Consider the following 15691-nt stretch of genomic DNA (forward strand, 5'->3'; position numbering starts at 1 on the left):
CCCGGCACGGCAGTGAACCAGGCGATGACACAGACGCTTCCCACCGGACTCACGGTGACCGCGCGGGTGCCCGCGTCGAGCGCGAACCTCGGCCCGGGTTTCGACTCGCTCGGTCTCGCTCTCGGCCTGTACGACGAGATCACCGTCACGACCACGAATTCGGGTCTCACCGTCCGCGTGGAGGGTGAGGGCGCGGACGACGTGCCGTGGGGGCCGTCCCACCTCGTCGTCCGTGCCATCGAGCGGGGGCTCGAGGCTGCCGGACTGTGGGCGGAAGGCCTGGACGTGGTGTGCCGGAACGTGATTCCGCACTCCCGTGGCCTCGGCTCGTCGGCGTCGGCCGCGGTCGGTGGCCTCGCCGCCGCGAACGGCCTGGCCCGCAAGGCCGCCCCGGAGCTGGCGCTGACCGACGACCAGCTGGTGCAGCTGTCGTCCGAGTTCGAGGGGCACCCCGACAATGCGTCGGCCAGTGTCCTCGGCGGGGCGATCGTCTCGTGGAGCGAAACCGATCCCGACGACGCGTCGCGCATCCACTATCGCGCGGTACGCCTGCCGGTGCACCAGAGCGTGCGGGTGACCGCGCTCGTCCCGTCCGAGCGGTCGTCGACCGCGCTGACTCGTGGACTGTTGCCGGACACGGTCCCGCACCGGGACGCCGCGTTCAACGTCAGCCGCGGCGCGCTCGCCGTCGTCGCGCTCGCCGAGCGGCCAGATCTACTGATGGCCGCCACCGAGGACCGGCTGCACCAGTCGCAGCGGGCATCGGCGCTGCCGCTGACCACCCGGTGGATCGCGAAACTGCGTGCCGCCGGCATCGCCGCGACGGTGTCGGGTGCGGGGCCGACGGTCCTGGCGCTGTCGGATCGGCCGATCCCGGCCGAACTGGTGGCAGAGGCGGAGCAGGAGGGCCTACGGGTCCTCGAACTCGAGGTCGCGGACGGCGTCCAGGTGCACTGACGGAACACGCCCAGGATGGGTTACTCGCCGGTTCTTGCCGACACAGGCATCGGCAGCTATCCTGGGCGTGTCCGTTCATCGTGCGCTTCAGTCGCCGGTGCTTCACCAGGGCGATCACTCCTTTTCTTCGGGGGATACCTGGCACGATCCTCGCGTGGTTCTCTTGCTTGCGCTGATCGACAGACAGCACCCGCCTTCTCTGGCGATGTGATGGGGGACAAGCCGCAATTCCATCCAGCGGATACGGCACATCCGAGTTCAGTCAACTGAATTGCGGGACGAACCCTCGGCTCTGCGCAGCGCGGGCGAGGGAAGGAAAGGACCTCCGTGACCGATACGGACCTGATTGCCACGCCTGTTCCCGAGTCCCCGGCAGCGGCCGCGGGTGCCGGGGCGGGCGCTTCTTCACAGACCTCCGACGCCACAGCGCGTGAAGGCGCGGTCACCGCGTCGACCAAGCGTGCCGATGCCCGCCGCGGCACCGGCCTCTCCGGGATGGTGCTGGCCGAGCTGCGCACACTCGCGGGTGAACTCGGGATCAAGGGCACGTCCGGAATGCGTAAGGGCGACCTGATCGCCGCCATCAAGGAGCGCCAGGGTGGTGGTAGCGCGGCACCGGCCGCGAAGACCGCACCCGCGCCGGCCGCCGCGCCGGCGCCGGCCGCCGAGCCGGAGCCCCGCCAGGAGCCTCGAACGGAACAGCCTGCCGCACCTGCCGCCGAGACCGGCACCGACGGTTCGGACGCCGAGCAGGCGCCGCGCCGTACCCGGCAGCGTCGCGGTTCGTCGCGGCGCTCCGGTGCCCCCGAGCAGCAGACCGAGCAGCCGAGTGAGGCGACCGACACCGACGGCGAGGCCAAAACCGAGCCGCGGACCGAGACCCGCACCGACGGCGAGCCCAAGCAGGGCGAGGGCCGGGACGCCAAGGACCAGGGCAAGGACGCCAAGGACCAGCAGTCCGACGATCGCGGCGGCCGTCGTGGTCAGGGCGAGCGCGGGGATCGCGGCGAGCGCGGGGATCGCAGCCAGGGTGACCGCGGCCAGGGCGGAAACGGCCCGCGCGACGGAAGCCGCGGCGAGCGCCGTGACGGTGACGACGACGAGGGTGGTCGCGGCCGCCGCGGTCGCCGGTTCCGGGAACGTCGCCGTGGACGCGACCGTGGCGAAGGCGGGGAGGGCCGGGAGCCCGAGATCCGCGAGGACGACGTCCTGCAGCCTGTCGCCGGCATCCTCGACGTCCTCGACAACTACGCGTTCGTGCGGACGTCCGGCTACCTGGCCGGCCCGAACGACGTGTACGTGTCGATGAACCTCGTCCGCAAGAACGGCCTGCGCCGCGGTGACGCGATCACCGGTGCGGTGCGGGTTCCACGGGACGGCGAGCAGAGCAACCAGCGGCAGAAGTTCAACCCGCTGGTGCGTCTGGACACCGTCAACGGGCACGAGCCGGAGGCCGCCCGCAAGCGCCCCGAGTTCAACAAGCTCACCCCGCTGTACCCGAACCAGCGGCTGCGTCTCGAGACGACGCCGAACATCCTGACGACCCGCGTCATCGATCTGGTCATGCCGATCGGCAAGGGACAGCGCGCCCTGATCGTGTCGCCGCCGAAGGCCGGTAAGACCACGGTCCTGCAGGACATCGCGAACGCGATCTCGGTGAACAACCCCGAGTGCTACCTGATGGTCGTCCTCGTCGACGAGCGTCCGGAAGAGGTCACCGACATGCAGCGGTCGGTGAACGGCGAGGTCATCGCCTCGACGTTCGACCGCCCGCCGGCCGACCACACGTCGGTCGCCGAGCTCGCCATCGAGCGGGCCAAGCGTCTCGTCGAGGCGGGCCGCGACGTCGTCGTGCTGCTCGACTCGATCACCCGTCTGGGTCGCGCGTACAACAACAGCTCACCGGCGTCGGGACGCATCCTGTCCGGTGGTGTCGACTCGACGGCGCTGTACCCGCCGAAGCGGTTCCTCGGTGCGGCCCGCAACATCGAGAACGGCGGCTCGCTGACGATCATCGCCTCCGCCCTGGTGGAGACCGGTTCCACCGGCGACACCGTGATCTTCGAGGAGTTCAAGGGCACCGGCAATGCCGAGCTCAAGCTCGACCGCAAGATCGCCGAGCGTCGGGTGTTCCCGGCTGTCGACGTCAACCTGTCGAGTACCCGTAAGGACGAGCTCCTGATGAGCCCGGACGAGTTCGCCGTCGTGCACAAGCTGCGGCGCGTCCTGTCCGGTCTGGACACGCACCAGGCGATCGACCTGCTCGTCGACCGGCTCAAGAAGTCCAAGAGCAACGTCGAGTTCCTCATGCAGGTCGCCAAGACCGCGCCCGGGGCACTCGAGGACTGACATCCGGCCGTCCGGCCGGCGGGAATCATCTCGTCGGCCGGACTGTTTAGGAGAACGCGTCGTCGATCTGGCAAAATGTTCGACCGCGTGACAACAATGTCCGGTTCCGGTTCACGACCTCGAACGGCGAGGCCGACCCGGCGACCATCGAAAGGGACACCATGAAGGCTGGAATCCACCCCGAATACGTTGCAACCACCGTCGTGTGCGGTTGCGGCAACACGTTCGAGACCCACAGCACCGCGGCCAGCGGACGTATCACCGTCGAGGTCTGCTCGCAGTGCCACCCGTTCTACACGGGCAAGCAGAAGATCCTCGACACGGGCGGACGCGTTGCCCGCTTCGAGGCTCGCTACGGCAAGCGTGCCCCGAAGAAGGCCGCTGCCGAGCAGTAGCTGCCCTGCCGACGCCCGGTCCTGCACTCGCAGGCCGGGCGTCGGCCGTTTTCCGGTACCACTGCTGTCCCGCCCCTTCCCGCGTTGTGCGCACTTTTCGCGGCCCGTGGGGCAGATTCACATCGACAAGTGCGCGAAACGCGGAGAGCAGGAGCCAACCATGGCAGGGACGACGCAGCCGTCGGCGATCGACGACATCCTGGCCGAGTATGCGGGTCTCGAGCAGCAGCTCGCCGATCCGGCGTTGCACAACGATGCGGCCGCGGCCCGCAAGGCGGGCAAACGGTTCGCCGAGCTCGCCCCCGTCATGGCGACGTACACCAAGCTCCAGGCCGCCCGCGAGGATCTCGAGGCCGCCCGGGAACTGGCGGCGGACGATGCCGCATTCGCCTCGGAGGTCCCGGCCCTCGAGGAGACCGTCGACGAACTCGACAAGACGCTCACCGACCTGCTGGCGCCGCGCGATCCGCACGACGGCGACGACGTCGTGCTCGAACTCAAGTCCGGTGAGGGCGGCGAGGAGTCGGCACTGTTCGCGTCCGACCTGGCCCGCATGTACGTCCGGTACGCCGAGCACGCCGGCTGGCGGGTGGAGGTCCTCGACGCCACCGTCTCCGACCTCGGTGGCTACAAGGACGCCACCATTTCGATCAAGTCGAAGGGCGATGCCCGGGACGGTGTCTGGGCGCGGCTGAAGTTCGAGGGCGGCGTGCACCGCGTCCAGCGAGTCCCGGTGACCGAATCGCAGGGACGCGTCCACACGTCGGCTGCCGGTGTGCTCGTCTACCCGGAGCCGGAGGAGATCGAGGAGGTGCAGATCGACGAGTCGGATCTGCGTGTCGACGTCTACCGGTCGTCCGGCAAGGGCGGGCAGGGCGTCAACACCACCGACTCCGCGGTCCGGCTCACCCACCTACCGACCGGCATCGTCGTCACGTGCCAGAACGAGCGTTCGCAGCTGCAGAACAAAGCCCGCGCGATGCAGGTGCTCGCGGCGCGGTTGCAGGCGGCGGCGGAGGAGGCCGCGGACGCCGAGGCAGCAGCCGGACGGCAGAACCAGATCCGCACGGTCGACCGCTCCGAGCGCATCCGCACCTACAACTTCCCGGAGAACCGGATCACCGACCACCGCATCGGTTTCAAGGCGCACAACCTCGACGCCGTCCTCGACGGCGAGATGGGTGCGCTCCTCGATGCGCTCGGTCAGGCCGACCGCGACGCGCGTCTCGCTGCGGAGTGAACCGGTGAGCCGACAGCCGCTGCGCCTCGCGATCATCGAGGCGGCCGGCGAACTCGAACGGGCGGGGGTGGCGTCGGCGCGGGTCGACGCGGAACTTCTCGCCGCGCATCTGCTCGGTGTCGAACGCACCCGGCTCGGTCTGGTCCCGCTCGTCGACCCCGAGGTCGTCGAGGAGTACCGGGCCCTCGTGTCGCGACGGGCGCAGCGAATTCCGTTGCAGCACATCACCGGAACCGCATCGCTCGGCAGACTCGACCTGGTCGTCGGGCCCGGGGTGTTCGTGCCCCGGCCCGAGACCGAACTCCTGCTCGAATGGGCGCTGGACTACCTCGACCGGCTCGGGGCACGCTCGCCGGTGGTTCTGGACCTGTGCACCGGCAGCGGCGCTCTCGCCCTCGCGATCGCCCAGGCCCGTCCGAACGCCGTCGTGCACGCGGTCGAACGCGAACCGAGTGCGCTCGCGTGGGCGCGGCGGAACGCCGACCTGCGACGGGACGCCGGTGACACCCCGATCCGGCTCGTACAGGGCGACGTCACCGATCGGGCGCTGCTCACCGAACTCGAAGGCGGCGTCGACCTCGTCGTCTCCAACCCGCCCTACATTCCCGAGGACGCGGTCCTCGAACCCGAAGTGGCCGACCACGATCCGCACACCGCACTGTTCGGGGGACCCGACGGGCTGTCCGTCGTCAAACCGATGATCAACAACATCGCCCGGTGGCTGCGGATCGGCGGCGTCGTCGGCGTCGAACACGACGACACCAACGGGGGACAGGTCGCGGAGCTGTTCCGCGCGCGCCGCGTCTTCGGTAACGTCGCCGAACGTCCGGATCTCGCGGGCCGACCCCGGTTCGTCGTCGCGCAGCGCGTCGCGACGGAGGTCGAGGCGGCGCGATGAAAGCTGTCGTGCGGCGAGTGAAAGGATGAGGATGTGAGCACTGTCTACGACTGCAAGGACCCCGGCAACCGTGAAGCCGGACTGACCGCGGCCAAGAACGCACTCAAGGCCGGTCGCCTCGTCGTCCTCCCCACCGACACGGTGTACGGACTGGGCGCCGACGCGTTCGACGGTGACGCCGTCGCGAGCCTCCTGCGTGCCAAGGGTCGCGGCCGCGACATGCCGGTCCCGGTCCTCGTCGGATCGTGGAACACGATCGACGGCCTCGTCTACTCGGTGCGCCCGCAGGCACGTGACCTGATCAAGGCGTTCTGGCCGGGCGGTCTGAGTGTCGTGGTGCAGCAGGCGCCGTCGCTCGCGTGGGATCTCGGGGACAGCCGCGGCACCGTGATGTTGCGGATGCCGCTGCATCCCGTCGCCCTCGAACTGCTCCGCGAGATCGGGCCGATGGCGGTCTCGAGCGCCAACGTCTCGGGACGCCCGCCCGCCACGACCGTCGACGAGGCCCGCGACCAGCTCGGCGGTGCGGCGAGCGTGTACCTCGACGGTGGCACCGCGACGCATGCGGTCGCGTCGACGATCGTCGACCTCACCGGCGACGAGCCGCGAATCCTGCGCGAGGGCGCCGTGGCGACCGGGGACGTCGCCGACGTGCTCGGGGTGCCGGCCGAGAGCCTGTTGGCTGAGGGCCGCTGACCGTGCTGGCCCTCGCCCAGTCCGGTAACGGCGCGGGTGTGCCGCTGCGTGAACTGCTGCTGGTGCTGCTCACCGCGGCGGTGGTCACCTATCTCGGTACCGGTCTGGTTCGGTGGTGCGCCATCCGGTTCGGCGCGGTGGCGATTCCCCGCGATCGGGACGTGCACGTGGAGCCGATCCCGCGACTCGGCGGCGTCGGCATGTACGTCGGCATGCTCGTCGCGCTGCTGTTCGCCGGCCAGCTGCCGGCCCTGACCCGGGGCTTCGAGTTCTCCGACGACATCAACGCCGTGCTGGTCGCCGGTGCTGTGATCGTGCTGGTCGGCTTCGTCGACGACCGCTGGGGCCTCGACGCCCTCACCAAGTTCGTCGGTCAGGTCACCGCGTCCGGGATCCTGGTCGTGATGGGACTGAGCTGGTACATCATCTATCAGCCCTTCGACGGCACGACCGTGATCCTCGACCAGTTGCAGGCCGGGCTCGTCACCGTCGCGGTCGCGGTGGTGACGATCAACGCGATGAACTTCGTCGACGGACTCGACGGTCTCGCGGCCGGACTGGGACTGATCGCGTCGCTCGCGATCTGCGCGTTCTCGGTCGGTCTGTTGCACGATCAGGGCGGCGACGTGAACGCCTACCCGCCCGCGATGATCGCGGCCGCACTGGCCGGTGCCTGCCTGGGCTTTCTGCCGCACAATTTCCAGCCGGCCCGGATTTTCATGGGCGATTCGGGGTCGATGCTGATCGGGCTGACGCTGGCCGCGGTGTCGACGAGTGCGTCGGGGCGGATCAGTCCGAGCGCGTACGGGTCCCGTGACCTGATGGGTCTGCTGTCCCCGGTTCTGCTCGTGTGTGCGGTGATGTTCATTCCGATTCTCGATCTGTTGCTCGCGATCGTGCGCCGGACGCGAGCCGGGGTGAGCCCGTTCAGTCCGGACAAGATGCACCTGCATCACCGGTTGCTGCAGATCGGACATTCGCACCGGCGGGTCGTGCTCCTGATCTATCTGTGGGTCGCGGTGCTCGCGTTCGGCGCCGTCGGATCCGCCGTCATGGATCGGCGCGTCGTGGTGCTCCTCGTCGCCGGTGGCCTGGTGTTCGCGCTGGTGGTCACGGCAGTGCCGGCCCTGCGCACCCAGCAGGGGCGTGCACGCCGCGGCGGGTGATCCGACCGGGAGTTCCGGAGGGCCGATTCCGTGTCCGTTACCCTTGGATGTCGTGACGTCCACAGATTCGGATTCCGCTATGACCACATCCGTTCCGGGTGGTTCCACCGCTGCGTTGCGACGTGCGGTTCGATTCGGGGCCCTCGGCCTCGTCGCGCTGGCCGTGGTCGGTGTGGTGATCGGTGGTATCGCCGCGGGCCTTCCGGGCGTGTGGGGTGCACTGATCGGTGCCGCCGTCGGCGGGGGATTCATCCTCGTCACCGCGCTCACGGTCCTTGCCACCGCGAAGTTGCCGTCTCTCACCGCGGCCGCGATCTTGTTGGGCGGCTGGCTGATCAAGATGGTGATCATGCTGATCGTGCTCGGTCTGCTCAATCCGCTCGACTTCTACAGTCGACCGGTGCTCGTCACGGTGATGATCGGGGCGCTGGTGCTCGTGCTGGGTGCCGAGACCTGGGGAGTGATGGGAAGCAAGATGCTGTACGTGGAACCCGCCGCCACGACGCCGGAAAGCGGCGAGAACGCCCAGGAACGCGGGGTGTAGTACGACAGCGGGTAGTGGAGGATGGCGGAGCTCACCTACTCGTACCCCCCCATCTACGCACTGTCGTAGATGTCTTGATAAAGTTCCGTCCAAGCGAGCACAACCAGGCGAGGTTCCGATGTGGGATCATCGCCCCTGTGATTTGCAGGCGGAAGCTCCGCGCAGCCGCCGAGTCGACGAGAACCGACGCCGACAGCTAGTCCCTCGGGAGGAAGCTGGCGATTCGCGAGGTCGATCTCGTCAGGTAGTAGATCATCACCGTCCGATCGAAACACCACTGTCCGATCGAACCGCAGGTCGTCACCGACTGCGGACCGACTACGGGAGAGACCGCTGAGCGTCACATTCACGGCTGAGGGTTACACACCGCCGACCCTGGCCGACTTCAACCCGCCTGCCATTCTGTTCGGTGGCACCCCGTTCGAAATCGATCGACTGGTCATGCTCCGGCTGATCATGTGCGCCGTGCTGCTGCTGTTCTTCGTGGTGGCGCTCCGGAGCCCCAAGTTCGTGCCGCGGGGCGTCCAGAACGTCGCCGAGCTGGCTATCGACTTCGTGCGCATCAATATTGCGGAAGAGATCCTGGGCAAGGAACAGGGCCGCCGGTTCCTGCCGGTGATCGCCACGATCTTCTTCGCGGTCGTCGCGACGAACTTCTCGGCCATCGTCCCGTTCATGAACATCTCGTCCAACGGTCGAATCGCGATGCCGATGGTGCTGGCGCTCTTCGCGTGGGTGACGTTCCTCTATGTCGGTATCAAGAAGTACGGATTCTTCAAGTACTTCAAGAGCAGCATCGTGGTTCCCAACGTGCCGCCGGCCCTGCACGTCCTGCTGATCCCGATCGAGTTCATCTCGACCTTCATTCTCCGCCCGTTCACGTTGATGGTCCGTCTCATGGCGAACATGCTCGCGGGTCACATCCTGCTGGTGCTGTTCTTCGGGTCGGCCTGGTACTTCTTCTTCGAGGCCGGGAACTTCACCGCGGTGTTCGGCGTCGCCTCCGTCGCGGCGGCCGTCGCCTTCACCTTCTTCGAACTGCTTGTGATCTTCCTGCAGGCCTACGTCTTCGCGCTGCTGACCGCGGTCTACATCGAGACGTCGCTGCACGCGGATTCGCACTAGACCACTTTCGACCGGCCGGTTCCCCGAGCCGGCTCCACCGAGAACTGAGCCCCGCACCGACCCCGGGCGTGGCCAAACGAAAGGGAAATACCAACATGAGCCTCGCGTACCTGGCACAGGAAGCCGTCGAGACCACCAACACGGTCAAGGGATACGGTGCCATCGGCTTCGGTCTCGCCGCGATCGGCCCCGGCATCGGCATCGGTATCCTCGTCGGCAAGGCAATGGAGAGCATGGCTCGCCAGCCCGAGATGGCCGGCCAGATCCGGACCACCATGTTCCTCGGTATCGCCTTCACCGAGGCCCTCGCCCTGATCGGCCTCGTTGCCGGCTTCATTTTCTAAGACATCGTCATGGCAGCAGCAACTATCGAACTACTCGCAGCTGAAGAGCAGAATCCGCTCATCCCTGCGGTATACGACATTGTCTGGTCGATCGTCGCCCTGGCTGTCGTCGCGTTCGTCTTCTGGAAATTCGTTCTCCCTATGGCGCAGCGGGTACTCGACGAGCGCACCGAGAAGATCGAGGGCGGTCTAGCGCGTGCCGAGGCAGCGCAGGACGAGGCTCAGGCAGCGCTGGAGCAGTACCGTGCGCAGCTCGCCGAAGCTCGTTCCGAGGCCGCGAAGATACGCGAGGACGCACGCACTCAGGGCCAGCAGATCATCGCCGAGATGAAGGCGCAGGCTCAGGAGGAGAGCGACCGTATCGTCGCCGCCGGTCACAGTCAGCTGGCAGCTCAGCGTCAGCAGATCGTGACCGAGCTGCGGTCCGACCTCGGTAAGACCGCGGTCGACCTGGCCGAGAAGGTCATCGGAGAGTCGCTCGCCGACGACGTCAAGCGCGCCGGAACGATCGATCGCTTCCTCAACGAGCTGGACGCTGTCAGCGCCGATTCCGCAGCAGGAAAGTGAGCACCATGTACGCAGCGAGCCGTGAAGCCCTGACGCAGACCCGTGCTGCGCTCACCGCGGCGTTGGATTCCGTTTCCCCCGGCGCGGCCACCGCGGCTGCGGCGCAGGCCGGATCCGAGCTGTTCTCGGTGGTCGAGGTGCTCGACGGCCAGCGCACTCTCCGCAGTGCGCTCGCCGACACTTCCTCACCTGCCGCTGGTCGTCAGTCCCTGGTCCGCGGTGTGTTCTCGGGGAAGGTCGGCGCCGAGGCGCTGACGGCCCTCGAGGCCGCCGCGGGCCAGGACTGGTCGTCCTCGGCAGACCTGCTGAACTCCCTGGTCACGCTCGGACGTGAGTCCCTGCTTCGGGCTGCGGCCGACCAGAACCAGAGCGACGCGGTCGAGGACGAGCTCTTCCGCCTCGGTCGCATCGTTGCCGGCAACCCGCAGCTGGAGCAGGTCCTGTCGGATCGTTCGATGCCGGCCGCCGGTGTGCGTGAGCTGCTGTCGAAGCTGCTGTACGGCAAGGTCACCGCGATCACGGAGGCCCTGGCCGTCCAGGCTGTCGGACGCCTGAAGGGTGCCCCGGCGGATGCGTTCGACGAGCTGTCGACACTGGCCGCGGCTCAGCGAGACAAGGCTGTCGCTCACGTCCGCAGTGCTTCGGCGCTGTCGAGCGAGCAGGTCGACCGGCTCACCGCGACGCTCACTCGCACCTACGGAAAGCCCGTCACCGTGCACTTGGAGATCGAGCCCGATCTCCTCGCCGGCATGGTCGTGCGGGTTGGCCACGAGGTCATCGACGGGAGCGCGGCCGGTCGCCTCGCTGCCCTGCGCAAGACCTTCAAGTAGCCGACGACCGAACACATACTCCCGATCTTTTCGAAGACCAGATACCGAGAGCAGGAAAAACATGGCGGAGCTGACGATCTCCTCCGACGAGATCCGTAGCGCGATCGAGAACTACACCGCGAGCTACTCACCGGAGGCCTCCCGCGAGGAGGTCGGCGTGGTGTCCGACACCAGCGACGGCATTGCTCACATCACCGGCCTGCCGTCGGCGATGGCCAACGAGCTGCTGGAGTTCCCGGGCGGAGTGCTCGGTGTGGCCCTGAACCTGGAGGCGACCGAGATCGGCGCCGTCATCCTGGGTGACTACGAGCACATCGAAGAGGGCCAGGAAGTCAAGCGGACCGGCGACGTTCTGTCGGTGCCGGTCGGCGACGGCTACCTGGGCCGCGTCGTGGACCCGCTGGGCCGTCCGATCGATGGCCTCGGCGACATCGAGACCACCGAGACCCGCGCTCTCGAGCTGCAGGCCGCCACGGTGCTCGAGCGTCAGCCCGTCGAGGAGCCGCTGCAGACCGGCATCAAGGCCATCGACGCCATGACCCCGATCGGCCGCGGCCAGCGTCAGCTCGTCATCGGTGACCGCAAGACCGGCAAGACCGCGGTTTGCGTGGACGCCATCCTGAACCAGAAGGCGAACTGGGCGACCGGCGACCCGAAGCAGCAGGTTCGCTGCATCTACGTCGCGATCGGCCAGAAGGGCTCGACCATCGCGGGCGTCAAGGCTGCTCTCGAGGAGCAGGGCGCGATGGAGTACACCACCATCGTCGCTGCCCCGGCATCGGATTCGGCCGGCTTCAAGTGGCTCGCGCCCTACACCGGTTCCGCTATCGGCCAGCACTGGATGTACCAGGGCAAGCACGTCCTCATCGTGTTCGACGACCTGACCAAGCAGGCCGAGGCGTACCGCGCCATCTCGCTGCTGCTGCGTCGCCCGCCGGGACGTGAGGCCTACCCGGGTGACGTCTTCTACCTGCACTCGCGTCTGCTGGAGCGTTCGGCGAAGCTGTCCGACGAGCTCGGTGGCGGCTCGCTGACGGCACTGCCGATCGTCGAGACCAAGGCCAACGACGTCTCGGCGTACATTCCGACCAACGTCATCTCCATCACCGACGGCCAGGTCTTCCTCGAGTCCGACCTGTTCAACAAGGGCATCCGCCCGGCGATCAACGTCGGTATCTCGGTGTCCCGAGTCGGTGGCGCCGCGCAGACCAAGGGCATGAAGAAGGTGTCCGGTTCGCTGCGTCTGGAGCTGGCCCAGTTCCGTGAGCTCGAAGCCTTCTCGGCCTTCGCCTCGGACCTCGACGCCGCGTCGAAGGCGCAGCTCGAGCGTGGTCAGCGTCTGGTCGAGCTGCTCAAGCAGGACCAGTACTCGCCGATCGCGGTCGAGGATCAGATCGTCTCGATCTACCTCGCCGGTGAAGGCGTGTTCGACTCGGTTCCGGTGGACGACGTCCGCCGCTTCGAGGCCGAGCTCCTCGACGATCTGCACCGTAACGCGGCTTCCGTGTACGAGCAGATCAAGGGCGGTAAGGCGCTGGACGACGCGTCGATCACGACGCTGTTCGCCGCCACCGACAAGTTCAAGGCCGGCTTCCTCACCTCGGACGGCAAGCGTGTCGTCAACGAGGCCGAGGCCGAGGCTCTGGACGCCGCCGCGGTCGGCCAGGAGAAGGTCACCGTCAAGCGCACCACTGTCAGCAAGTGAGTGTGGTCCTCATGACTCAGCGTGACTCGAAGGGAGAGTGATCGGTAGATGGCAAGCATTCGCGAACTGCGTTCTCGCATCAAAGCGACCAACTCGACCAAGAAGATCACCAAGGCGCAGGAACTGATCGCGACCTCGCGGATCACCAAGGCGCAGGCGCGTGTTGCGGCGTCCAAGCCGTACGCCGAGGAGATCACGAAGGTCCTCACCGAGCTGGCCAGTGCGTCGGCGTCGCTCGACCACCCGCTGCTCAACGAGCGTGCGAACCCGAAGCGCGCCGCTGTCCTGGTCGTGACCAGTGACCGCGGTATGTGCGGCGGCTACAACTCCAACGTCCTCAAGGAGACGGAGGAGCTGCTGCAGCTCCTCCGTTCCGAGGGCAAGGAGCCGATCGTCTACGTGCTCGGTGCCAAGGGCCTGGCCTACTACACCTTCCGTGGCCGTTCGGTCGGCGGAGCGTGGACGGGCTTCTCCCAGGAGCCGGGTTACGCGGACGCCGCGACGGCGAGCCGTCACCTGGTCGAGCTGTTCATGGCCGGGTCCGGTACCGAGGTCGATGCGGCGAACGGTGAAGGCACGGTCGAAGGCGTCGACGAGCTCCACCTCGTCTACACCCGTTTCGTGTCGATGCTGACGCAGTCCCCCGAGGTCCGCCGCATGGCGCCGCTCGAGGTGGACTACACCGACGATCACATAGATCTCGGTGACGACATCCTCACCGACGGCCGGCACGAGGGCCAGAACGGCCCGACCGCGGTGTACAACTTCGAGCCCGAGGCGTCCACGCTGCTGGCGGCCCTGCTGCCGAAGTACGTCAGCACGCGGATCTTCGCCGCGCTGCTGGACTCCGCTGCCTCGGAGTCCGCCGCTCGTCGTACCGCCATGAAGGCGGCCACCGACAACGCGACGGAGTTGGCCAACACCCTGAGCCGGCAGGCGAACCAGGCCCGCCAGGCTCAGATCACCCAGGAAATCAGCGAGATCGTCGGCGGCGTTGACGCACTCGCATCGAGTGCAGGAAGTGACTAAAAGCACATGACCGCAGCAGTAACCGATAGCAACGCCGGTGCGGCGTCGGCACTCGCCGGCCGCGTCGTGCGTGTCATCGGCCCCGTCGTGGATGTCGAGTTCCCGCGTGGTGCCGTTCCCGCCCTGTTCAACGCCCTGCACGCCGAGATCACCCTCGCGTCCGTGGCCAAGACGCTGACCCTCGAGGTTGCCCAGCACCTGGGTGACAACCTGGTGCGCACCGTCTCGATGCAGCCCACCGACGGCCTGGTCCGTGGCGCGGCAGTCGTCGACTCGGGTCGCTCGATCTCGGTTCCCGTCGGTGACGTCGTCAAGGGCCACGTGTTCAACGCCCTGGGTGACTGCCTCGACGCTCCGGGCACCGGTCGTGACGGCGAGCAGTGGAGCATCCACCGCAAGCCGCCGGCCTTCGACCAGCTCGAGGGCAAGACCGAGATCCTCGAGACCGGCATCAAGGTCATCGACCTGCTGACCCCGTACGTCAAGGGCGGCAAGATCGGTCTGTTCGGTGGTGCCGGCGTCGGCAAGACCGTTCTGATCCAGGAGATGATCACCCGTATCGCGCGTGAGTTCTCCGGTACGTCGGTGTTCGCCGGCGTCGGTGAGCGCACCCGTGAGGGCACCGACCTGAAGCTGGAGATGGAGGAGATGGGCGTCCTCCAGGACACCGCCCTCGTCTTCGGCCAGATGGACGAGCCGCCGGGAACGCGTATGCGTGTCGCCCTGTCCGCGCTGACCATGGCGGAGTACTTCCGCGATGTCCAGGGCCAGGACGTCCTGCTGTTCATCGACAACATCTTCCGGTTCACCCAGGCCGGTTCCGAGGTTTCGACCCTGCTGGGTCGTATGCCGTCGGCCGTCGGTTACCAGCCCACGCTGGCGGACGAGATGGGTGAGCTCCAGGAGCGCATCACCTCGACCCGTGGCCGCTCGATCACCTCGCTGCAGGCGATCTACGTCCCCGCCGACGACTACACCGACCCGGCGCCGGCCACCACGTTCGCGCACCTCGATGCGACCACCGAGCTCTCGCGTCCGATTTCGCAGATGGGTATCTACCCCGCTGTGGACCCGCTGACGTCGACCTCGCGCATCCTGGAGCCCGGCATCGTCGGTGCCGAGCACTTCCGCGTCGCCAACGAGGTCAAGCGGATCCTGCAGAAGTACAAGGAACTGCAGGACATCATCGCCATTCTCGGTATGGACGAGCTCTCCGAGGAGGACAAGGTCCTCGTCGGCCGCGCCCGCCGTATCCAGAAGTTCCTCGGCCAGAACTTCATCGTCGCCGAGAAGTTCACCGGTGAGCCCGGCTCGGTCGTGCCGCTGCGCGACACCATCGAGGCGTTCGACCGCGTCTGCAAGGGCGAGTTCGATCACCTGCCGGAGCAGGCGTTCAACAGCTGCGGTGGGCTCGACGACGTCGAGGCCGCTGCCAAGAAGATCGCCGGGAAGTAGGCCGACATGGCTGAGATGACCGTTGAACTCGTTGCCGTCGAGCAGCGTCTCTGGTCGGGATCGGCGACGCTGGTCAGCGCGCAGACGACCGAGGGCGAGATCGGCATCATGCCCGGGCACGAGCCGGTCCTCGGCCAGCTCGTCGAGGGTGGCGTCGTCGCGATCACGACCGTCGACGGTGAGCGTGTCGTCGCCGCCGTGCACGGTGGTTTCCTCTCGGTGACCGCTACCACGGTGACGATCCTCGCCGAGTCGGCCGACCTGGCGCAGGACATCGACGTGGATGCTGCCAAGGTCGTTCTGGCCGAGGAGAGCGACGACGTCGTTGCCGTCACGGCCGCGAAGGGCCGCCTGCGTGCGGTCGAGCGCGCCTAGGTAGTCAGTTCACGAC

The 15691-nt window shown here is 67.5% G+C and carries 16 protein-coding genes; all 16 read left to right on the forward strand.

The genetic code is table 11. The annotated features are described in order from the left end of the window. Positions 1-24 precede the first annotated feature (24 nt). The 16 genes from thrB to Q5696_RS07765 all read left to right on the forward strand — a co-directional run bounded on the left by thrB (position 25) and on the right by Q5696_RS07765 (position 15675). The gene (gene thrB / locus Q5696_RS07690; protein WP_305094606.1) at positions 25-957 is read left to right on the forward strand and encodes a homoserine kinase; all 933 of its coding nucleotides are present in this window, start codon (positions 25-27) and stop codon (positions 955-957) included. 327 nt (positions 958-1284) lie between these two features. Continuing rightward, positions 1285-3306: a transcription termination factor Rho gene (gene rho, locus Q5696_RS07695; RefSeq protein ID WP_305094607.1), complete on the forward strand. Its 2022-nt coding sequence runs from the start codon at positions 1285-1287 to the stop codon at positions 3304-3306. Positions 3307-3467: 161 nt separating this feature from the next. Continuing rightward, complete coding sequence (gene rpmE / locus Q5696_RS07700; RefSeq protein ID WP_305094608.1) at positions 3468-3701, forward strand: 50S ribosomal protein L31; 234 nt, start codon at positions 3468-3470, stop codon at positions 3699-3701. 160 nt (positions 3702-3861) lie between these two features. Next, positions 3862-4941 carry a peptide chain release factor 1 gene (prfA, locus tag Q5696_RS07705; RefSeq protein ID WP_305094609.1) on the forward strand — a complete coding sequence of 360 codons (1080 nt, stop codon included), beginning with the start codon at positions 3862-3864 and terminating at the stop codon, positions 4939-4941. Between the two features lie 4 nt (positions 4942-4945). Further along, entirely contained in the window at positions 4946-5839 is an 894-nt protein-coding gene (gene prmC / locus Q5696_RS07710; protein ID WP_305094610.1) for a peptide chain release factor N(5)-glutamine methyltransferase, read from the forward strand. A gap of 33 nt (positions 5840-5872) precedes the next feature. Next, complete coding sequence (locus Q5696_RS07715) at positions 5873-6535, forward strand: L-threonylcarbamoyladenylate synthase (protein ID WP_305094611.1); 663 nt, start codon at positions 5873-5875, stop codon at positions 6533-6535. Beyond that, positions 6532-7701, forward strand: coding sequence for an MraY family glycosyltransferase (locus Q5696_RS07720; RefSeq protein ID WP_305095171.1), 1170 nt, complete (start codon positions 6532-6534; stop codon positions 7699-7701). The genes Q5696_RS07715 and Q5696_RS07720 overlap by 4 nt, the downstream gene beginning before the upstream one ends. A gap of 79 nt (positions 7702-7780) precedes the next feature. Beyond that, positions 7781-8245: a Cg1360 family ATP-synthase-associated protein gene (locus Q5696_RS07725; RefSeq protein ID WP_305094612.1), complete on the forward strand. Its 465-nt coding sequence runs from the start codon at positions 7781-7783 to the stop codon at positions 8243-8245. A gap of 333 nt (positions 8246-8578) precedes the next feature. Next, on the forward strand, positions 8579-9370 hold the full coding sequence (gene atpB / locus Q5696_RS07730; protein ID WP_305095172.1) for a F0F1 ATP synthase subunit A: 792 nt from the start codon (positions 8579-8581) through the stop codon (positions 9368-9370). A gap of 95 nt (positions 9371-9465) precedes the next feature. Then, positions 9466-9714, forward strand: a complete 249-nt coding sequence (locus tag Q5696_RS07735; protein ID WP_305094613.1) for an ATP synthase F0 subunit C — start codon at positions 9466-9468, stop codon at positions 9712-9714. Between the two features lie 9 nt (positions 9715-9723). Continuing rightward, on the forward strand, positions 9724-10281 hold the full coding sequence (locus tag Q5696_RS07740) for a F0F1 ATP synthase subunit B (RefSeq protein ID WP_305094614.1): 558 nt from the start codon (positions 9724-9726) through the stop codon (positions 10279-10281). A gap of 5 nt (positions 10282-10286) precedes the next feature. Then, positions 10287-11111 carry a F0F1 ATP synthase subunit delta gene (locus Q5696_RS07745; RefSeq protein ID WP_305094615.1) on the forward strand — a complete coding sequence of 275 codons (825 nt, stop codon included), beginning with the start codon at positions 10287-10289 and terminating at the stop codon, positions 11109-11111. A gap of 61 nt (positions 11112-11172) precedes the next feature. Beyond that, entirely contained in the window at positions 11173-12816 is a 1644-nt protein-coding gene (gene atpA, locus Q5696_RS07750) for a F0F1 ATP synthase subunit alpha (protein WP_305094616.1), read from the forward strand. Between the two features lie 48 nt (positions 12817-12864). Continuing rightward, positions 12865-13845, forward strand: coding sequence for a F0F1 ATP synthase subunit gamma (locus tag Q5696_RS07755; protein WP_305094617.1), 981 nt, complete (start codon positions 12865-12867; stop codon positions 13843-13845). 6 nt (positions 13846-13851) lie between these two features. Beyond that, positions 13852-15300: a F0F1 ATP synthase subunit beta gene (atpD, locus tag Q5696_RS07760; protein ID WP_305094618.1), complete on the forward strand. Its 1449-nt coding sequence runs from the start codon at positions 13852-13854 to the stop codon at positions 15298-15300. A 6-nt stretch (positions 15301-15306) separates the two neighbouring features. Next, positions 15307-15675: a F0F1 ATP synthase subunit epsilon gene (locus Q5696_RS07765; protein WP_305094619.1), complete on the forward strand. Its 369-nt coding sequence runs from the start codon at positions 15307-15309 to the stop codon at positions 15673-15675. Positions 15676-15691 lie beyond the last annotated feature (16 nt).

It is taken from the genome of Prescottella sp. R16, from assembly GCF_030656875.1.
Taxonomy (GTDB): domain Bacteria; phylum Actinomycetota; class Actinomycetes; order Mycobacteriales; family Mycobacteriaceae; genus Prescottella.